The sequence below is a fragment of the Furfurilactobacillus milii genome, from assembly GCF_009863985.1.
Classification (GTDB): Bacteria; Bacillota; Bacilli; order Lactobacillales; family Lactobacillaceae; genus Furfurilactobacillus; species Furfurilactobacillus milii_A.
In genome coordinates this window covers 1-20,159 of record NZ_WEZT01000005.1, presented here as the reverse complement: position 1 = coordinate 20,159, position 20,159 = coordinate 1, and the positions used below count along the sequence as shown (strand labels likewise).

General features: G+C 41.3%; 24 protein-coding genes. 6 read left to right on the top strand and 18 right to left on the bottom strand.

The genetic code is table 11. The annotated features are described in order from the left end of the window. Positions 1–2 precede the first annotated feature (2 nt). The 12 genes from GB992_RS02960 to GB992_RS02905 form a co-directional block, all read right to left on the bottom strand. Positions 3–1,001, bottom strand: a complete 999-nt coding sequence (locus tag GB992_RS02960; RefSeq protein WP_161001145.1) for an NAD(P)-dependent oxidoreductase — start codon at positions 999–1,001, stop codon at positions 3–5. Between the two features lie 34 nt (positions 1,002–1,035). Continuing rightward, a complete protein-coding gene (locus GB992_RS02955) occupies positions 1,036–2,115 on the bottom strand; it encodes an AEC family transporter (protein WP_161001144.1) in 1,080 nt (359 codons plus the stop codon). A gap of 275 nt (positions 2,116–2,390) precedes the next feature. After that, positions 2,391–2,897 (bottom strand): ECF transporter S component, encoded by a 507-nt coding sequence (locus GB992_RS02950; protein WP_161001143.1) that lies wholly within the window; start codon positions 2,895–2,897, stop codon positions 2,391–2,393. A gap of 12 nt (positions 2,898–2,909) precedes the next feature. Continuing rightward, entirely contained in the window at positions 2,910–3,482 is a 573-nt protein-coding gene (locus GB992_RS02945; RefSeq protein ID WP_161001142.1) for a TIGR01440 family protein, read from the bottom strand. A gap of 41 nt (positions 3,483–3,523) precedes the next feature. Continuing rightward, complete coding sequence (locus GB992_RS02940) at positions 3,524–4,015, bottom strand: pyridoxamine 5'-phosphate oxidase family protein (RefSeq protein WP_161001141.1); 492 nt, start codon at positions 4,013–4,015, stop codon at positions 3,524–3,526. Positions 4,016–4,025: 10 nt separating this feature from the next. Continuing rightward, positions 4,026–5,204 (bottom strand): MFS transporter, encoded by a 1,179-nt coding sequence (locus GB992_RS02935; RefSeq protein ID WP_161001140.1) that lies wholly within the window; start codon positions 5,202–5,204, stop codon positions 4,026–4,028. Between the two features lie 229 nt (positions 5,205–5,433). Next, positions 5,434–5,604, bottom strand: a complete 171-nt coding sequence (locus GB992_RS02930; RefSeq protein WP_238331031.1) for a helix-turn-helix domain-containing protein — start codon at positions 5,602–5,604, stop codon at positions 5,434–5,436. Between the two features lie 29 nt (positions 5,605–5,633). Then, positions 5,634–5,867, bottom strand: coding sequence for a hypothetical protein (locus GB992_RS02925; protein ID WP_161001139.1), 234 nt, complete (start codon positions 5,865–5,867; stop codon positions 5,634–5,636). Between the two features lie 97 nt (positions 5,868–5,964). Next, positions 5,965–7,281 (bottom strand): putrescine-ornithine antiporter, encoded by a 1,317-nt coding sequence (potE, locus tag GB992_RS02920; RefSeq protein ID WP_017262082.1) that lies wholly within the window; start codon positions 7,279–7,281, stop codon positions 5,965–5,967. Positions 7,282–7,356: 75 nt separating this feature from the next. Continuing rightward, positions 7,357–9,534 (bottom strand): ornithine decarboxylase, encoded by a 2,178-nt coding sequence (speC, locus tag GB992_RS02915; protein WP_161001138.1) that lies wholly within the window; start codon positions 9,532–9,534, stop codon positions 7,357–7,359. Positions 9,535–9,835: 301 nt separating this feature from the next. Then, on the bottom strand, positions 9,836–10,837 hold the full coding sequence (locus GB992_RS02910; RefSeq protein WP_161001137.1) for a LacI family DNA-binding transcriptional regulator: 1,002 nt from the start codon (positions 10,835–10,837) through the stop codon (positions 9,836–9,838). Between the two features lie 148 nt (positions 10,838–10,985). After that, positions 10,986–11,837 carry a bifunctional hydroxymethylpyrimidine kinase/phosphomethylpyrimidine kinase gene (locus GB992_RS02905; protein WP_161001136.1) on the bottom strand — a complete coding sequence of 284 codons (852 nt, stop codon included), beginning with the start codon at positions 11,835–11,837 and terminating at the stop codon, positions 10,986–10,988. Between the two features lie 200 nt (positions 11,838–12,037). Between GB992_RS02905 and GB992_RS02900 the strand changes: the two genes are divergently transcribed. From GB992_RS02900 to GB992_RS02885, 4 genes are all read left to right on the top strand, one after another. Then, positions 12,038–13,078, top strand: a complete 1,041-nt coding sequence (locus GB992_RS02900) for a DUF3114 domain-containing protein (protein WP_161001135.1) — start codon at positions 12,038–12,040, stop codon at positions 13,076–13,078. A gap of 218 nt (positions 13,079–13,296) precedes the next feature. Next, on the top strand, positions 13,297–13,500 hold the full coding sequence (locus tag GB992_RS02895; RefSeq protein ID WP_161001134.1) for a DUF1659 domain-containing protein: 204 nt from the start codon (positions 13,297–13,299) through the stop codon (positions 13,498–13,500). A 25-nt stretch (positions 13,501–13,525) separates the two neighbouring features. Continuing rightward, the gene (locus GB992_RS02890) at positions 13,526–13,831 is read left to right on the top strand and encodes a DUF2922 domain-containing protein (RefSeq protein ID WP_161001133.1); all 306 of its coding nucleotides are present in this window, start codon (positions 13,526–13,528) and stop codon (positions 13,829–13,831) included. A 430-nt stretch (positions 13,832–14,261) separates the two neighbouring features. Then, positions 14,262–14,447 (top strand): hypothetical protein, encoded by a 186-nt coding sequence (locus tag GB992_RS02885; protein ID WP_017262090.1) that lies wholly within the window; start codon positions 14,262–14,264, stop codon positions 14,445–14,447. Positions 14,448–14,537: 90 nt separating this feature from the next. On the opposite strand, the gene GB992_RS02880 is transcribed toward GB992_RS02885, so the two are convergent. Both GB992_RS02880 and GB992_RS02875 read right to left on the bottom strand, forming a co-directional pair. Next, positions 14,538–15,116: a Rossmann-fold NAD(P)-binding domain-containing protein gene (locus GB992_RS02880; protein WP_161001132.1), complete on the bottom strand. Its 579-nt coding sequence runs from the start codon at positions 15,114–15,116 to the stop codon at positions 14,538–14,540. A gap of 303 nt (positions 15,117–15,419) precedes the next feature. Continuing rightward, positions 15,420–16,022, bottom strand: a complete 603-nt coding sequence (locus GB992_RS02875) for a nitroreductase family protein (protein WP_161001131.1) — start codon at positions 16,020–16,022, stop codon at positions 15,420–15,422. A gap of 178 nt (positions 16,023–16,200) precedes the next feature. On the opposite strand from GB992_RS02875, the gene GB992_RS02870 reads away from it, so the two are divergent. Then, positions 16,201–16,947, top strand: a complete 747-nt coding sequence (locus tag GB992_RS02870) for an NADP-dependent (R)-specific alcohol dehydrogenase (RefSeq protein WP_161001130.1) — start codon at positions 16,201–16,203, stop codon at positions 16,945–16,947. Between the two features lie 82 nt (positions 16,948–17,029). Here the strand turns inward: GB992_RS02870 and GB992_RS02865 are convergent, their stop codons facing one another. The 4 genes from GB992_RS02865 to GB992_RS02850 all read right to left on the bottom strand — a co-directional run bounded on the left by GB992_RS02865 (position 17,030) and on the right by GB992_RS02850 (position 19,107). Beyond that, complete coding sequence (locus GB992_RS02865) at positions 17,030–17,446, bottom strand: pyridoxamine 5'-phosphate oxidase family protein (RefSeq protein ID WP_161001129.1); 417 nt, start codon at positions 17,444–17,446, stop codon at positions 17,030–17,032. Between the two features lie 87 nt (positions 17,447–17,533). Further along, on the bottom strand, positions 17,534–18,040 hold the full coding sequence (locus tag GB992_RS02860) for a hypothetical protein (RefSeq protein WP_161001128.1): 507 nt from the start codon (positions 18,038–18,040) through the stop codon (positions 17,534–17,536). Positions 18,041–18,154: 114 nt separating this feature from the next. Beyond that, complete coding sequence (locus GB992_RS02855; RefSeq protein ID WP_162855606.1) at positions 18,155–18,658, bottom strand: pyridoxamine 5'-phosphate oxidase family protein; 504 nt, start codon at positions 18,656–18,658, stop codon at positions 18,155–18,157. Positions 18,659–18,942: 284 nt separating this feature from the next. Then, complete coding sequence (locus GB992_RS02850; protein ID WP_161001127.1) at positions 18,943–19,107, bottom strand: hypothetical protein; 165 nt, start codon at positions 19,105–19,107, stop codon at positions 18,943–18,945. Positions 19,108–19,590: 483 nt separating this feature from the next. Here GB992_RS02850 and GB992_RS02845 point away from each other — a divergent pair, with 483 nt between their 5' ends. Then, complete coding sequence (locus tag GB992_RS02845) at positions 19,591–20,007, top strand: pyridoxamine 5'-phosphate oxidase family protein (protein WP_161001126.1); 417 nt, start codon at positions 19,591–19,593, stop codon at positions 20,005–20,007. Positions 20,008–20,159 lie beyond the last annotated feature (152 nt).

Below are 20,159 nucleotides of genomic sequence, written 5' to 3'. Positions count from 1 at the left end.
TTTTAATCTAACTTCACGTCATTATCGGTATGACCGTTAGCTAATACTTGTTCAAAGTTCTGATAGCTAACAGCAATCATATCAGTCAATGCCGGTTTGGTATATGAACCCATATGTGGCGTCATTAAGACGCGAGGATAAAGTTCACGGAGACTTTCGACGATTTCGTTTGGTAATTTACCACTAAACTGATGACCAAAAATTAATTTTTCATCTGGTAAAACGTCAGTGGCAAAGCTACCAAGTGTGTCGGTTTGTAATGCTTGCAGGACAGCAGCGTGATCCACCAGCTCACCACGCGCAGTATTAACCAAAACCGCGTCATTCTTCATTTTTTTCAAAAAGTCTTCATCAACCATATTTTCATTTTGACCTGGGAAATAAGGCACATGAATCGAGACAATATCTGATTGCGCCAAAAGTTCGTCAAGCTCAACAAAGGTAACAAATTGACGCGCAAAATCCGAAGGGTAAGGATCGTAACCCAGTACTTTTGCACCCATACCTTTATACAAACTCGCTTCCGTCGCGCCAATTTTTCCCGTACCAATAATTCCAACCGTACTACTGTGCACTTCACGGGAAAATAATGCAGGAGCGACCGTAAAGTCACCCGCTTCAGCACGGCTCGTGGCCAATGTCGTGTGACGCAATGACATCATCCCCACTGTCATCGCTAATTCTGCCACGGCATATGGTGAGTATGCTGGGACTCGTGCCACTTTCATGTTATAACTAGCTGCTGCCTTCAGGTCAATGTGATTAAAACCAACCGTCCGAGTGAAGACATATTTAATGCCCCATTCATTAAACTTAGCCAAATTTGTGGCATCGGCCACACAGTTGGCACGTAATAATACGGCATCTGAACCCCTAGCAGTTTCGACATTCTCATGGGTCAACAAATCGCCTATTAAGTTTAATTCATACTGATTTTTATTTAAATCGTTGAAATACGACACTTCGTTTGAACGAACACCATATGCTGTAATTTTAAACATTATTATCCACCTCAACCTTAATCAAAGAACGTCATTATTTAAAAATTCCAACCTGATTCAGTACCTCTAGCAAGGCGATCCAGATAGGTGTCGCAACAACGGCACAAATCGTTGAAATCAACGATGCATTTGACGCCAACACAGCATCCCGATCAAAACTAATCGCGTATGCCGAAGCTACGGAGGCCGTTGGCGTTGCCATCATGATAATAACGGTTGCCAAGGCAACGTAACTAACTGGCAAAATGTGAGTAATCGTTAGGATAAATAACAGCACTAAGTTCAATAAAGGAACCAAGATAACCTTGTTAAAACTGTAATACCATGAGGCTTTGTCAGAAGCTGCATCCTTCATGGAAATCGAACCTAATGTTGCACCGATTGAAAGCCAAGCCAATGGTGATGCCAAATTACCCAAATACTGCAGTGGTTTGAACAACCAAAGTGCAGTTTGGTCAATCCGATAGAAAGCCACGTTGATGGCTGGTGCATTTGGTGCAATTACGCCATTTACGGCTTGCTTAACTGCAACCATTGGCATGAAGTCTTGGATCATCCATAAAATCAGGCCAGCAAATGTTGCAATAACGATAGGATTTAAAAACATTTTTTTGATATTGCTTGCTTCCATCTTCAATCCGGACATTTTGATGTAGGCATATGAATATAGGAAAATTCGGTAACCAATGTTAAAAATAGAACTATACATAATCCCCTTGGCACCAAACACAGCACCAACAATTGGAATACCAAAGAACGTTGTTGAACCAAACGTTGTTAATATAGCTAATGTTTCTTGCTTATCCTTAGGAAACTTCGTATACGAAAACGGCGTTACGAAGATTAGGATGATATAGATTAAAATACCCCAGATCAGCACATTCAGACCCTGTGTAAAAGTTTCATGACTGATTGGCTGCATAAATGAATTGAACGCTAAAGCTGGTAGTGCAACCGACAAAACAACTTTTGACAAAATTTTCCCAAACGTTTCACCAAAGGTGCCGCGTTTGCGTAAATAAAAACCTAACAAAATGATAAAAACGGTCGATGTTATCGAACTAATAATCGAGACGTTTGTGAACGTAGCCTCAAGGGCCTTCGCAATGCTCATGATAATTCCTCCAAATAATTGAAATAACTTAATTTATCAATGCATTTAGTGTATTTGTTATTTGTGAAATAATGAACATTTTATAATTAATGAAACCTTTTGTAACTTATGTAAGTGCCTAAACTTATGTGCCCGTCAACGATACGTACCTAGTCTCAACAATGCTGAAATGCCTGTTAAACAACGTCTGAAGCTGGATATGCATACATTTAATTTATTGTTATACAACAAAACCCCGGCAAGCCGGAGTTTACAGGATTGTTTTATTTTAATCCTCATTTTTTGATCAGTTGAACAATCTTTGGTCCAACAACGTACGCAATGACAACGCCCACGAGACCTTGGATTAGGTTTGTAGCTACGCCGATTAGGCCAATCGAAACACTGTATAAAAGACTATCAGCTAAAAAGTAGCCAATTGTCATAATAATTACAGCGAGTACCAAACTAATTATCTTTGCTGCATTCTTACTTACTTTCGACAACATTAAACCTGCGACCAGACCCTCTAGGCCATGAACGATAAAGGAAAAAAACATATATTGCCCGTATCCCGACAACAAATCCAGTAGAAAACCACTAATTGCACCGACACTCGCGCCTTCACGTGGCCCCAATAACATGGCTGCAATAAGGACACCGGCATCGCATAGATTGATGTTTCCGTGGGTCATCGGTACGGGAATAATAAATAATCGACTAATAACAACCGTTACGGCAATGAGCATGGCACTCAAAGTCAGCCGTCGGAGCGTCTCGTGCTGTATTGAAGAATTGTTCATAACGTCACACCTTTAACGAATATCCTTCAAATTATCTTCAGTAAACGTATACCGAGCCCGTTCTCCACCAATCAGTTTAGGCCGAGATGATAGGCCTACAACACGCGCTTCACCAACATCTCGGTGAGTCAAGCGAACCGGAATCTGCACAAACTTCACGTGCATCCCGATTTCCGTGCCACCAATATCAATGCCACCATCCGCAACAATATGTTCCACCTCGACTGGATCATCAAACTGCTGGTAAGCAGCCACTTGTGTACCACCGCCGGCATGAATAGCGGGTTTAACTGAAACTATCTCGAACCCATGGCGTTCAGCTACCGCACGTTCGAGAACTAGTGCCCGGTTGATGTGTTCGCACCCTTGAACGGCTAGGTTCAGATGACGGGGTTCTAGAAATGATTGAACCGTTCCAACAACAGTTTTACCAACGTCTAAACTCGAATCTGTTCCTTTCCACTTACCTAAAATTTCACTGGTACTACAACCAACAACAAAAATTCCATTTTCCGGCAATGCAACTTTTTCAAAATATTCAGTTAAAAGCTCGTTGAGGTCATTTTTTATAGTTTCTTTAGTCATCTTTTAACTCCTTATTTAGTACGAAGCATATTGATTATTATCTACAGCTTAGGTTCAATATGTCCCTTTGCCGTATAGTTTTCAACAACAATTCTAAATACACTGACAAAATCCAAAGTTTGTCTATTAATTTGTGACCATTCATGACCAGTTTCATGAACTAGTAACGTTTGTAAGGCCATCATTTTTTCGTCACGTGCCATTAATTGAACGGCCTGTCCATACCCGATAATGCTTCTATACCAGTATGAATTATCGCTAGCTTCGGCACTTTTGCTTGGCATCAGGGCGCCTCCATCATCTATTTCAAAGCCAACCTTGTCGTTGGCCTTTAATAAATCAAACTTTTTTCCCTGCGGTGCGCCGTGAAAGAACACACTAAGTTTGCCATCTTCATTCAGCTTGTAACCATAATTTGTGGGCACCACATATGGAAAATCACCGTCGTTTAGTGCCAAGTGTAAAACGTGACTGTCCTTTAAAATTGAAGCCATTTGCTCTTGATCCACGATTTGCCGATCTTGTAACCGCATAACGTCCTCCTTATTTCCTTTTAAAATTCAAAAGCAAAACTTCTGAAAATAATAGCAACAATATTGCCATCAAAAACAGCATTTGGTAACCACCATTCACAATGACCACTCCTCCTAAAGCGGGACCAACTGCTTTCCCAATAGACGAAAACACGTTCACTAGGCCCTGATTGCGTCCCTTAACTTTCACTGGCGAATTTTGATCCACAACAACTGGCGCAGCTGGCACAAAAAGCGCTTCACCAATTGTTAAAAATACGGCCGCCACTAATAACCATAGTTTATTGGTACTAGCAAGTAAGCAACCAAACGAAAGCACCAAGAAGAAAATACCAAATCTGGACTGCGCAATTGATGTTTTAAAAAAGTGCGCGAATCGAAGTAAAAACACTTGAATAAGTGTGATTCCGATGCCATTAATCACCCAAACATGACTGTAAAACCCAGCAGAATAGCCCAAGCTTGTAAAATAGACGGAAAAATTGGTCATCCACTGTACATACACGATCCAAAATAAAAATAAGGTGATAAAAACACGGATGATTACATCTCTTTTGAGGACCGTTTCGCCTTCACTGTCATCCTCATGAACACTTACTTGATTGGCATTCTCTGCAACATTGGGCTGACCCGTCCCTAGTCCAATTAGCGTCACAATTAAGGCAATCACCGTTACAGTAGCCATCAACGTTTTAATTTCATTATGCCGATACAGTAATCCTAACGATCCGGATCCGGCTACTAACCCCAAATTAACGGCCAAATAGAGCAAATTAAAGTTTTTTCTCGAATCATTTTCCGGATTAGGCACTTGTAAATCACTTACTAAAGCATATTGAACTGTTAAGCACCAACCTGTAATAAAACCAAATGGCACCAAAAATAATATAAAGGCAACTAACCCATCACCAAACATTCCAATAAAAGACACAATCAGTAATAAATAAAAACCGCTCATTAAAATCTTTTGATGCGACAGCCGATCAAATAAATATCCTGAAATCACGCTTCCAGCCGCATTAGCCAAGGAGTAGCACATTAGTATGACACCTATTATTGGCAGAGATAAGCCGAAGGCGTCATGCATATATAAAGTGCTGACCGGCCAGATCATGCTATAAATAGCATTCACTAAGAATGCCATTATCATAATACGGTTGATCTGTAACTTGGCCGCCAATTTATTCACTCCTCAACTATCTTCAAAATTTATCGCTACCCATCCATATTACCAAAATCAATTGCGGAACTTTAGGTACGAATTACATACGAGTCTGTGCCATAAGTTTATTTGTGATGAATAATGTGAGCAATATCGCGCTCCAAAGTTCTGAGCATTCCATTCAACCCAAAACTAACCCATTCCCCAAACTCGAGAATAGGTCAGTTCTACGTTAATGCTCGTTCTCAAATCGGCCTTATGTCACGTCTGGCGATTTACCGGATTGGGTTTTGGCTTGGCCCTGGATCCACTTATGAACGGTTGAATAGCCAATGCCATATTCTCTGGCCAGTTGGGCGGCTGATTCGCCTTGCTTATATAGGTTGATGATGTTTTGTTTGAATTCTTTGTCGTAACGAGTTGGCATGTAAAAATTCCTTCCTTTTGAGAGACGATTTATTCATTATACGCTCTCTTAAAAGTTGTCTCAGGAATCAGCTTACATCCAGAAGTTGCCGACAACACAAGGCCATCTTTCGACGGCACTTCACCATCGCTAAAAATCGAGGTCAAAACTGTGACGCCATAAACACGTTTCACTGAGAAGGTGTTTAAGTCCGCTTGTAAATAGCGATTGCCCATTGAATATAGCCCGTTTACAGTTAAAGCCAACGGTATGCTTTCATCCATTTACTCACCCTCATTCAGCCTCAACTTAGTTTTTTGCCGAAGAACCAAAGCGCGAATTGCTTTTTTCGCATTACTTTATTCAATCGAGGATGCGTCATTAATTCGTAGTCTTGGACAAATCAAATTTATGTGACACAAATCCGTACAAGGTCCAACCTGCAAATGTCACAAGTGCACCATACGCAAGTTCTTCAAAGCCGACTGCGTACAATGCATAGAGACTGTAGAGCGATGCAATCGTAGCAATGATATTTGTCGTGCGTCGTGCAGATGCCGATACCTTGGCATCGAGTTGCATTGTTTTAAGCGCACCCATTGATAGCAAGTATGGAATAACATTTGTCACCACCGCCAAATTTACTAGAATTGTGAACTGCTTTGACAGGGACGGGCTGATCGTCATAAGTGCCAACAAAGACTGCAAAACAGTAATAATAATCATACCAATAATAGGTGTACCATTGGCAATTGTTTTCCCAAATATTTTCGGGAAATATCCTTCATGTGCGGAACTACGGAAGACTTCGGCGATAGTAAATTGCCAACCCAGCAATGACCCGAAACACGAAATAATCATCAGTCCCATAACAATGTTCCCAACCATCGGTGTAAACATCTGACTGAAAGCTACCCCAAACGGTGCGTTTGATGCGGCTAACTTAGCGTTAGGAACAATCCCCTGCATAACGTTTGTCGAAACGATATACATTACGGCCGCCCCAATAGTTCCGCCTAAAACAGCAATGGGAACATTTTTCTTAGGATTTTCAACAGAATCCATATTTGCGGAAGCTGATTCTAGGCCTAAAAACGCCCATAGTGTAATCGAAATCGAATTGCTAATCCCCTTGAAAAAGCCCATATTGTGCGGATTCCAAGATGCTGCATACAAGTGACCACTAAAGAAGAACCAGCCGGCTAGTGAAATAACGACAACCGGAATGATAACGCCCCAAACAGTGAAGGTGCTGATTTGTCCGGTAATTCTTGCGCCACCAAAGTTCATGACTGTAGCCAACCAAAGTGTAAAAATTGTGGCCAAGGCAACGCCAACTGGTGACATGTGCAAATGGAATAAAACATCAAAGTAACCAACGGCAGAAATTGCAATCGCCGCATTGGCAATCACAAGTGAAACACCGTACGTATAGTTGGCCATGAACGAGCCTGCCTTGCCGTAGGAATACTGAGCATAACCACCCATACCACCTGAATTTCTGGTATACATCCCTGCTCTTGAGAATGCATAGGCCAAACACATTGCACCACCAGCAGTAACGATCCAAGACAATATCGACATCGTACCAACCTGTGCTAAATTGGTTGGCAGCATGATAATTCCTGAACCCATCATGTTAATGGCCGTAATAATTGTGAGCTGAACCACACTCATCTTTTTCTTTTCCTGGGCCATGATTTTACCTCTATCCGTTTTTCTGAAATTTATAAAAAAGCGCGGTAGACATGACGTCCACCACGTTGAATGGAACTACTCACCCTTGTTTTCTGACTTAGGATCGTAGACATACCCGTATGCGGTAGTCTGTCCATTTTCATTCTCGAAATAGACACCTTGAATTTCAGGCGCAAACCCTGGGAAACGGTTAATCCCTTCCTCCAAGATTAAGAAGTAGGTCTGGGCAACCTTGCTCCATTTTTCACCTGGAACAACACAGAAAATACCAGGTGGGTATGGAAGTGCACCTTCTAAGGCGACTTCTCCTTCAATATCTTTCAGTGGTACAAGCTTGGCGTTGTTATGCAATAACTCAACGTTAGCTTCGTATGGCGTCATTGCTTGTTCAGGGAAGTAATCGGCCAAGAACATCTCTTTTTGATATTCCTTAGCATTGTTTCCCTTATAGAAGTCATGTAACTCTTGGCAGAGTTGACGAATCGTGTAACCCGCGTAACGATCTTTGTGTTGTGCATACAGGTTTGGAAGCACATCTTCCAGTGGCGCATCAGCTTTAACAAGTGATTCAAACTTAACGATTTGTGATACTAAATTATTCATCTTGGCTGGTGTCTCTGCTGGCGTCATCAAGAACAAAATAGAATTCAAATCGTTCTTTTCAGGAATAATCCCGTGTTCACGCAAGTAGTTAGCTAAGATTGTTGCCGGAATACCAAAGTCTTCATATTCACCCGTCTGAACATTAATACCAGGCGTTGTTAACATAAATTTGTTTGGATCAACAAAGTATTGATCATCCTCGTAGCCATCAAAAGCGTGCCATTTTGCACCCTTTTCAAAACGCCAGTAATCAATGTTGCTGACAATTTCCTCAGTGTCGGCATCTTCCCAGTTTTTTCCATTTACGACTGGTGGCACAAACGGACGAATCATTGTGGCATTCTTCATCAAATTTTTACGTGCATTTACTGATGTTACTAAAGCATCGTGCCACAGTTTTTTACCGGCTTCGCCTTCTTGCATCTTGGCGTTGACATCCAAGGTTGCAAACAATGGGTAGAATGGGGATGTTGAAGCATATTGCATATAAGCGTTGTTGAATCGTTTATGATCGATGTACCGTTTTTGCCCCTTAATGTGAGCGTCTTTTTTATGAATTTGTGATGCTTGTGAAAAACCAGCCTGTTGTTTGTGTGTTGATTGGGTAACCAAGATACCAGGATCATCAGGTCCCAGATCAAGTAACAATGGTGAAGAATCACGCATCATTGGAATAAATTGCTCGTAACCGACCCATGCAGAGTCAAAAAGAATGTAGTCACATAAGTGGCCAATGCGTTCGACAACTTGTTTGGCATTATAAATAGTGCCGTCATAAGTACCTAACTGAATAACAGCTAAACGGAATGGCCGTTTTTGCTTAGCCTTTTCTGGATCCACTTTTGCAGCCTGTTTACGGATATAATCCTCGTCAAAATCGCGGGAATAAATACCACCGATAAAACCGTATGGGTCTCGTGAGGTTTCTAAGTAAACCGGACGGCCACCGTCTTTAACCAATGCTGCATTGTAGACAGATTTATGGTTATTACGATCAAATAAGACTAAATCATCCGGCGCAACGGCGGCAGTAATGGCAATATTATTTGATGTCGTCGTCCCGTTCATAACGAAATACGTCTTGTCAGCATTGAATACTTGTGCCGCATGTTTTTCGGCGTCCATCGCTGGGCCTTCATGAATTAACAAGTCACCTAGGTCAACATCGGCGTTACAGATATCTGAACGAAAGACATTTTCGCCAAAGAAATCATAGAACTGACGACCTGCTGGATGCTTACGGAAATATTGCCCCCCTTGATGTCCAGGACAATCAAATTGGATGTTTCCGCGTTCAACGTAAGCCTTTAATTCCTTGAAGAATGGTGGCAAAACGCCGTCTTCATATTTTGAGGCCGCTGCCTCAATTTCACGGTTATACAACTGATGGTCATATTGATTCTTGAGATCTAAGATGTGATAAATCTTTTCCATCGTGGAACCGTCAATCTTGGAACTATCGTCAGAAATAACAAAAACGGGAATCCAAAATTTTGTTGCATTTGCCGCTTCAACAACAGATGTGTCTTCATCCATGACCACTACAGCCGCGACGTCAACAAAGTCAGTTTCTGTTGCAGACACAATTTCACGGTCTGTTTCAAAAAAGTTCATGGCCTTTTCCGTTGACGCAATTTTGAGCTTATCCATGTCGTACCTCCTAAAAATATTGTTGGTAAAGAACAAGTAAAACTTGCCACGGCTATATTTTTACTACCCGTTTTTTGCATTTACAATGCGAATTTGTAAACGTTTTCTTTTACGTTTTTTTTACATTGCTCATTTTTTGTCTAGTTTAGCACCCCTATTACGCCTACTAATTCGCATCTTTTTTGCGATTTTCTTAGCATTTTATAATTTTACGTTTTTTTTACCTAGACAAATGGACACAAAAAAAGACAATCAATTATCACAATTGATTGTCTTACTTTATCTTTTTTTATGGATTCAATTAGATATGTTTAATGCTTCCACGTTTTTTCAGAACAACTGAAAAGAGTCGTTCATCTGAATTCAGTGTAAATTCATCGTCACTTTTTTTGGCGAATAATATTTCCACGAGTTTTTCGCCCATTTCTTGAATTGGTTGATGAACCGTCGATAATTCTGGTTGGACATAGCGCGTAATTTCAATATCATCAAAGCCAAGGATAGAGATATCTTCTGGCACACGTTTGCCATGAGCAAGGAGACCACGATTCAATCCAACAGCGAGCTCATCAGAGAAAGCAAAAACTGCGGTTGCACCGCTATCAATAACCTGTTTGGCTGAATTAAAACCACTTACTTTAGAATCATCAGGCTGCTCCAAAAATAATGTTGGGTCTAAATCCAAATGATATTCTTTCAAACCATTTGAAAAGCCTGTGATCCGATGCAGTTTACTTTCACTATTTCCTGCCTTCATTAGCAAGGCAATTTTTCTGTGTCCATTATCAAGTAAATATTCGGCCGATTTACTGCCGGCTTCAAGTTCATTAATGGCCACAGAAGACTCGTTGTCCTGTTGCGGATCCATGATGATGCTAGGCAGACCAGTATTGGCCAGTAGCGTTTGCACAAAAGCAAGATCCATATTATCTCCTGCAACGATAATTGCATCTACTGGTCGTTCGCTTAATTCATGAATATGATATCCGATGCCCTCAGAATTTTCTGAAAATTCCACTGACAATTCTGCAAACTGTGACACCAAGCCATCCTGAACACCATGGATCAATTCACGGTAATACGGATTATCCAGGCTTGGCACGATCATTCCAACCGTCACTTTTGATTCAAATGGCTTATCATTCCCCGTATTGTGATAGCCCATCTTTTTTTGGAGACCGAGCACTTTTTGCCGTGTCGTGGCACTAAAGCGCTCACCCTTACCATTAAGAATCTGCGAAACAGTTGTTGGCGAAATGCCTGCCTCATTTGCAATATCAGTTATCGTCGTTTTCTTAGACATAATTTACCCTACTCTTCATAAATAACTCTTTTATTCGTCACTTTACATAGCATAAGCCAAGTGGCAATAAAAGCATAGTGAAATGTAAGCCCTTTAATAGAACCTGCTCAGCTTTTGTACTCGGCATCATTCTTTTTACTAATAGATTTTACTCAAAACTCATCAATAGTGAAATTGCCTCTTTAAGCTGAAGACCTAACCTCCACTGGGTGGTCGGAAGGGCTGATGTTTCTTGGATTGCTGTGTAAACAACCGCCATCGCTTCTGAAACTAGCTGTTCCGTATCAAGCTTGGGCGACCTAAGTTTCAGTACATTAAAGGTTGCACTAAACAAATCACCGGTACCGAAAAAGTGACCTTTGATCATGTTTTTACCGACCCACTCGATTTCATTGCCACTAACCCAAGCACAACCAATCGCGCTGCCTTTTTTGACTCCTGTTACAATAACCTGACAGTTAGGAGCAAAACTTTGGCAACGTTTCAACGCCTGTCGTAATTTGTCATCCGATCGGTTCATTTCTACATCGCTTTCTGACAACAGACCCAGTTCGGTGATGTTAGGCAAAGCAATTTGCGCACCACTCATTAACTGTCTCATCTCGTCAACGTAACTTTTCGTCAGAGATGGATAGAGTTTGCCCTGATCCGCCATCGCTGGATCGACAATGATGTTTTGGTTGTGATGTTGCTTAATTTCCCTATTCACTAGTTGGGTCAGCTCATTTGTTCCTAAATACCCAATAAGCGTCGAGGTAAATGAATTGATGTCATTGATATCCCAATGATGCCAAACTTGTTCCAGCCAACCAGCCATTATTTCTCTGTGAGGTTGACCAAATCCTTCTGTTTGTGTTGACAACATTTGAACAGGCAAAGACGCCGTCAAAATATTCATCGATTGGCTTACCGTCAAGGCGGACGTCATGGACATCTGCCCAAGAGCGGTAAAATCTTGAATAATGAGTGTACTTAAAACATTGCTCGCTTGCTTTTCCATTGAATAATAAATGACCCTTTCCCTTGAAGAAAAATCGAATTCGGCTATTTAAGAACTTTCTTTCAATTTACCACTGTTCGTGTAGATCAGCGTTCGCAAATCCCATTTAAACTAATCAAATGGATAATTTTCATTCAAATATTCCTTTTTACCCGTCGCAATGTGTTACCCTTACGCTAAGAAGAACGAGGAGGCGCATTATGGCGCAACATCAAAGACTTATTTCGCTAATTGAACCACCTGTCAGTTTGTCCGACAGTAACATGTCAGCCTATGTCGAAGGAACCTACGATTTGCTGGTCCGTTTGGCAGATCACCAGCAATGGGATGAAGCAGCTTTAACAGCTTTAACTAAAAAAATCGCGTCAACAGTTAATGACACAAATTTAAAGACCCAGTTTAGTAACTGGCAAGCATCCAGTGCCACCGTAGGCAGCTCAGCATTTACCACTTTATTTGCCGCCAGTTCGATGGCACCGCTGGACAAAATGCGACAATTGCTTTCAATCCTTGGTGCTCATCTCAACAGCAACACCGGCGATTTAGTGGCGGATCATGAATTCGCCCGTGAAGCCGGTCCCAGCGACCCCTTCTGGCGCGAACTTGCTCGTACTGTTCAGGCAGCTTTTCCAAACGGACTGGCTCAAGATGACGCAACGGTGCGCATGGTTCATCAGTTACGGTACCTAATCGATGCACATAATGTCGCATTTGTGCGGCGTTCATTTGAACTCAACGGAGAAAATGATCTCGAAGCGCTCATTGCGTTTGACAAAGACGCCATCGCTCACGGCAATATTGCCAGTAAAGCGGACTCTTCCCGGATGCACAACAAGCAACCAGAGGCTTTAGCACGCGGCGTGTTGCCGGCACTCCCAACCGCTAATTTCAAACGGCTAGTCGATTTTCATAGTGAATTTGTGATTGCACCCGTTCCCGAACCGACATTCATCATTGTGCCACTGGGACAAATTGCTAATGTAAATGATGTGCCAGCATACGTCCGCGGTCTAACCTTAGAAGAACGCAACGCACTAGTTAACGGTGCATCTTTCAATTATGCTGACTCAAACGATTATGGTCAACCTGAAAGTCGGCACGCTTTGTTTGACGTAAACTATGGCGAAAATGACCCGATGGTTCGTCGACTAGCAATGAAACCATACACCAGTCCACGGGCAGAGCCACGCGCCATTTCCCTGCTTCAGCAACAATACGATGCAGCCGTTCAACAGCGTTAATTAAATATGGAACACCTTAAACTTTGTCGCCTTGGTACTTTTTTACCTAGGATTGACAAAGTTTTTTTACGCCGAAATACACTTGCGCGAGGCTTTTGTAAACTTCCTGTACCATAAAAATTACCTTCCCCTTTACAAAGTGCGCTCGTCATTTCGTTACTAATGATGTAGTCGTGGCCACGATATACAAATACCTCAACATTTAAGGAGCGAAACACATGTCACAAAAATGGCTTAAAACGAGCGTTCAATATCTTATTTCAGGTGAAGGTCACAGTACGCCGATCAAACGGAATTATAATACCGTTGCTCAAAACGTCACTGACGATCAACTGAACAAGTTTGGCGCAGCAATTGCAAGTCTGTCCAACGACAGTGTTAACGACATCTTTGTTACCACAAAGCAAGAAGCGAACGCCTAACTCACACTCAAAGGAGACTTAGTCTATGAAAGAGCTTAGTTTAAAATTCAAAAACGGTGACGGCAAAGCCAGCCACCTAAAATTACGATACGTTAGTGAAGACTTAACTGAATCCGCAGTCCGTGCCGCAATGAAGACCATCGCAGAATCAAACGTGGTGGTTGATAAAGACAACCATCTGACTTATGTAACCCCTGTTTCAGCTCAGTATATCGATACTGTGAATACGGTGATTTTTGATGATGAGCCAGTCAAGAAGCCTCATGCTTCAACGCCGCCTGTATCCTCTGCTCCGGAAACTGCAGTGGACGCCGCACAACCACAAGTTTAACCCTCAAGTTTTAGCAAAAATGGCACGCCCTTCCATTGCTGGAGGCGTGCCTCTTTCTATGTATGCGTAACGTTAAACTCTAAAACTGTTTCTGGAGGAGATTGCATGAAACGTTTAACTACTTTAGCCGTTGGTCTTCTATGCTGGTGGATTGCTGCGGCCATCTTCAACATACCACTGTCGCCATCTAAAATTTGTCATTATCTTATCGAATCGATCTTCATGATGAACTTTTAATGTTGCGTATTTTTTCACCCCAAGCATGTAGAAAAAAGATCAATTCAGTAACCAATGATGGCGTTTTCATACACTTTTATAAAAAGTTTGACCTTTTCTGACTTTTATCGAGCATTTCTATTGACCCATCTTGAAAAAGATGGTATTTATAAGTAGTCAATTTTTTTAGATTTCTCGCATGGAGGGACAGCAGATGGAAACTGAAGCACATCGCAACATCATTACATCAAAACTACGTCGCTTATTTAAAACAAAGGCACAGACAAAAGAAGATCGAACTGTTATCGTACCAAGCAGCGTTCGGTCAGAAAACCATCGTTTTGATCAGTCACTATTCAACAGTCTGTTGAGCCTGCAATTTGCACGAATTGACGACTAGTTCAGTAATTTAAAATTTAATCGGTCCACAAAAGACGATCACTGAAATTCATTCAGTGATCGTCTTTCTTCATTTCAAATATAAAATCGCTTAATTTGCGATACCAACCCATGGTTTGGCAACATTCGCTGACAACAGTGTAATCAGCCATTGATTCCACTGCTGCAACTCGATAACCTGCCGCAACACTTGACTACGGGCATCAACTGTCTCAATTAAGACACGATCAGCAACTTTGGCAGCAACCTGTTGGACAAGGACAAACGCCACATGTGTTGCACCTAATGCTGTCAGTACCGCCAATCGATCCGAACAAAACGGTGTCACGGTCTTCACTTCACTATCGGACGCAGCACTGTTCGTTAAAATGAGCCGTTTTACCGGCCGTTTGAAATTAGTCAGTGCCCAACTCAAGGTGTGCAAGTATTTAACTGTCGCCATCCCTGAAGTTAGGTACACAGCGTCGATACCGGCAGTTGCCTCAGCCATGAATAGACCATCATCGGCCGCGCCAACCAAAATTTCAAAACGTTCACGTACCTGCTTTGATAAGTTGTGAGGATGCATCGTGGTCAAGCGCAAGCGATCCGCAGGTTGAGATGCGGCCATTGCCGAAATCAACGTTTGCGTACTCTGCTGATCCGCATTGATAAATAGAATGTTTGCCATGGTACACCCTCCTTTGAAACAGTTAATGCCCATTGATAATTGCTATATGGATATTATAACCGTTTTTTCATAAAAAGGATATACCAAATATTAAAAATATACTATTTAAGTTGCGTACGTTTTATTTGTCATCACTTATAAACGGTCTTATACAGGCATTTATTTAAGCGAGTAAAACAATTTACCAGTTATCAATGTAATGTATACCAATATTGTGAAGAGTTACTTTACAAATTGATGAATCCCCTATACAAATAGGCTTTTCGCATCATTTGGAATGTCGCTTTGTTGAAACCATTTCTACTAATCGATTGTCTTAAAGCGATCTTCATCATCCATATAATCTTTATCGTCGGCCGTACTTTCGATTGACCCAAATGGCATTTCACTACGTAAGCGCCAGTTGCTTGGTAAGTCAAATGCCTTAGCAATACTGTCGTCAATAAGCGGGTTGTAATGTTGAACAGATGCACCCAGATTGTTCTCAGCTAAAGCAGTCCACGCTGCAAACTGACTGTTACCAATATGCTGTTCCGACCAATCATAGAAATTGTCAGCATACAGTGGGAAGCCATCTTCCAATTCCTTAACTTTATCCATATCAGTAAACCAAAGAATCGTCCCAAATCCAGCCTTAAATTGCTGTTCGACCTTTTGTTTGCTGCCTTCAAAGGCCTCCGCAGGCGCAACCTTCTTCAACTCGTCCAACACGATGTCCCAAACTTTTTCGTGAGCGTCACCAAAAGCAAAAACGACACGCGTTGTTTGACTATTAAAGGCGGACGGTGACTCTTTGATTACGTCCTTGAGTAACGTGGTAATGTCGTCTTGAGACTGGCTCACCCGTTTGCCCAAGTTGTAAATTGATCGACGTTGCTTCATTAAGCCTAAAAGTTCTGTTTCCATGTCATCGTCCTCCAAAGTTTTATCATTGTTTTCTATAACGGGGTTTACTATATCGCACTTACGAAAAGTAAGCAACAACATTTTCAATTATTTTCATCTTGTATATTGCTTCACATTGTTTACCAAACATGCGAAAATAACGGTGTAGTAGCAACCTAAACCAATGGAGGTTATGAAAATGGCAAATCGTTTAACGGATAAAGTTGCAATTATCACAGGTGGAACCAAGGGTATCGGGCTGGCAACCGCCGCCGCTTTTTTACGAGAAGGTGCTAAAGTTGTTATCACCTCACGCAACAAGGATGACGGTCAAACAGCACTCGATGGTCTGAACGGCGGTGACAACGCCCTTTATATGCAACAAGATGCCTCTGATGAAGCTCGCTTTAAAGAAGTTATTGATGAGACTGTTGCTAAGTTTGGTAAGCTTGATGTCATTGTCAACAACGCTGGTATCGCCATTGCGAAAGATGTTGAGCACACCACCGCTGATGAATGGCATCAATTGCTGGGAATTAACTTGGATGGTGTTTTCTACGGTACAAAGTACGGCATGATTGCAATGAAGAACCACGGTGGCTCCATTATCAACATGTCCTCCATTGAAGGATTCATCGGTGACCCACTATTGGCAGCTTATAATGCATCTAAAGGTGGCGTTCGCTTATTCAGCAAGTCTGCAGCGTTGTATGCCGCAAAACAAGGTTACGGCGTGCGCGTCAACACTGTGCACCCTGGGTACATCAAAACACCACTAGTGGAAGCCCAACCAGGAATGGAAGAAGCTCAAACAAAATTAACACCAGTTGGTCACATCGGTGAACCTGATGATATTGCAAACATCTGTGTTTACCTCGCCTCCGACGAATCCAAGTTCGCTACCGGATCAGAATTCGTTGTCGACGGTGGCTACACCGCTCAATAAAATAGAATTTACGTTCACTCTTACTCGTATTATAAAAAGCCCAATTCCGACGAATTGGGCTTTTAGCATTTCATTGATTAAATTAATCTAAAACTGGTTCGTTTGCGATTTCTGTACCAGCGTCAGGACCTGCATTAAGACTCACAATTCGGTCAACGGAAATGACAACAGCTGCAATTAAATCAGGCAATTGATTATCCACAGCATACTGGTGAGCAGCGTCAAATACGGGGCCATCTTTATAGATTGTTGCGTACCCTTCAACTCGCAATCCAATCTTACCTGGATAAGGGTGAACGGCAACGGCTATCTTATGGTTTGCCTGCAAATTGTGCCAAGCTTGGCGCCCAGTTTCCTCATTATAGATTAAATGTTCATCGTCCATGACTCTCAGCGTGCCCTTTGGACCAATTTGTGGATTTCCATCCTCATCAACGGTCGCAATAAACGGAAACGCTTGTGAAATCAAATCTTTCATTTCGGATGTCAACTTTGCCATACTGAAACCTCCTCAAACTTAATTGAGTCCAGTATATAGGACACCTCATTGTCACGCTACTTTTCTGTTCCCAGTAACGATTCTTTGTTACTTTCCCTGTTCGCGCATGATGATCATTGCCAGTCCAATACCAGTTAATAGACCAAAGGATTCATTTACCGTGACCGAAAACGCATCTGGATTATCAATTTGCTGCCGCATGCTAACTACTAATGCTTGATCGCCTGAACGAAATATTTGAAAACTAGCGTTGCCAAGCCCTGCCTTCAACTGGTAGCGTTCATTCTTCACGTTAATGAGATAACCGTTTTGAAAATTATGAGTTAACACTAATGCCACCGGCTGATGGTTGATCTCCAAACGGTATTTACTACTCAATAAATGTGTCTTCGACTCGACCGTTAACGTCATTCCTTCCACGGTGAGTTCGTCATGAATTGGCATTGCCACAGCCCAGCCCAAGAATTGGTTCCACAAATTCGTCCAACCGTGATTTTTAACACGGCCCAATTCGTGACCATCTTCATTGGTAAGTAAAAAACGTTTACCACGACCTGCATTAGCAATCAGGTGTGTGGTTAATCCACTTGTCATTTATATTATCCCCAAGTTTATAAATTCGTGTCCCAGCCTGTAAGACTCAAAAAGTTTGAACTATTGAACTAACAAGGACGACGTGTACATTTTGATTTTGGTGCGTTCAAGCCGCTATTGAGCCTGCGGTGTCTCATGTTGTTTAGCCTTGTATTCTTGCACATCAATTCGATAAACGTTTACGTATTCAACACCATGAGGATCAATGTTTTTCCATGCATGACCTGTTTCGTGAATCAGTACTTGTTGTAATGCGTGTAATTTACTCTCTGTGTCTGTCACTTGATGAGCCACACCAGTGCCGATAATACTGTGATAAAGCCAAGAGTTGTGACTAGCCTCTGTCGATTCAGTCGGCATCAAGGAACCCCCGTCGTCAATCTCAAAACCGACCCGATTATCTCGTTTGATCAAGTCAACTTTCCGACCTTCCGGCGCACCATGAATGTACAGCGTTAATTTACCATCGTCCGTTATTTCAAAACCATAATTGGTTGGCACCACATAGGGAAAGTCTTCCGTGTTGATTGCAGTGTGAATAATGTGTGATTCCTTCAAAATTGCAGTTATCTTGCTAAGATCAGTTACTGCTCTTTTGGCTCGCCTTATCTCTGTCATCCGCGTTAGCTCCTATTCACTCATTTTTTGAAACCCAGTTGCCTAGAAACCTAAGCATAGCATATATTTTCATCAGAATTTTAATGATTTGTAAACCACTGTAAAACATCACTAAACTGATTTTAATATGAGCATTGACGGCATCTTTTCGGCAGTCAATACCCAAAAAAATAGTCTCGTTTTTTTAATAAGGACGTTCACATAAAAAAGCATTACGTCCACAAATGTGTGATAGACGTAATGCTTTTTGTTAAAAATAGCAATCCAATAAGAACCAAATGAAATTACTGTAGTGGCAGATTTTGCTTTTGAAGAACCTTAGAATATAATTGATTAAATGACTGACTGTCTTTGTTAACTCGAGTAGCGCTAGTTGATGCAAACCCCGTAGCGACAGAACCTGCGACAACTAGTACAACAACGAGCGCACTAAAAAATAGTTTTTTCATTTTTCTCTCTCCCTTATGCAAATCCCGTTGTAGTGCATACACCTTTCAGAAAACAAGGGATTTTAACGTAAAACCATGAAAACAATTTTTAGGATTCCTATAAAATCAGTGCTTTCAGAGCACATTGTTTTCATTTTCACATTAAGAAGAAACTGTTATTGAGCAAAGAAAGAGCAATAAAGAGGAAAATGAGGTTTATTTTTTCAAAAATTGCATTTTATAAATATTGAGGGCAAATTGTTTGTGAATTATGTTCTTTTAAAAATAAATACAAAAAATATTTATTTTTTATGGTCATGTTTATCTTTACACCTAAACTAAAATGGACAGGATAAATCTTGCGTTCACATTTTGTAGTGAATGCGTAACTAACAGCATATTAAGCAGACGTCAGTCACCACAAGTGATTTTCCAATCAGTTTTTTTCGTAATTACTTATTGTTATGATACCCTTTATTTAAAGAAAACATTTGGAGGATAGACATGCTAAAAACCATTAAAGTCGCAGAAAAGATGCTTGAGTCGGCCACGGTATTTCAAGTTTCCACAATAGACTCACTCGGTTTTCCAAATATTACAGCCCTTACTCCCTTAAAAATGGACAGATCATTAGACACAATCTTTTTCTATACAAAGCACAATTCTGCCACAGTTAAAAATTTGAGCAACACAACCAATGCAGCTATTTATTGTTTTAACGAGGATGCTCATACATCCCTAATGCTAAAAGGGCGTTTTCTTATCGTTAACCCACAGGAGTTAGACTCCTCCTGGACGGATTATCTTAACGGATTTCAAAAATCATTAAACTACATCGATCCCGCAATATTACGTTTCACATCACTTGCGGTAAAGGTCCGTGAATCCGGCAAAGTCTCATATTCCGACCTGCAAGACTAGTTTCGGAAAGGTTCGCGACATAGCTAATCATTGACCGACAACTATTATTAAACTGGCAAATTACAAGTTTAATCCGAACAAGCCCGGAATCTTTCAATGGCAGTCTGTTGATGATGTATTTTTAATGGTCGTTGATTAATTAGTTCAAGTGC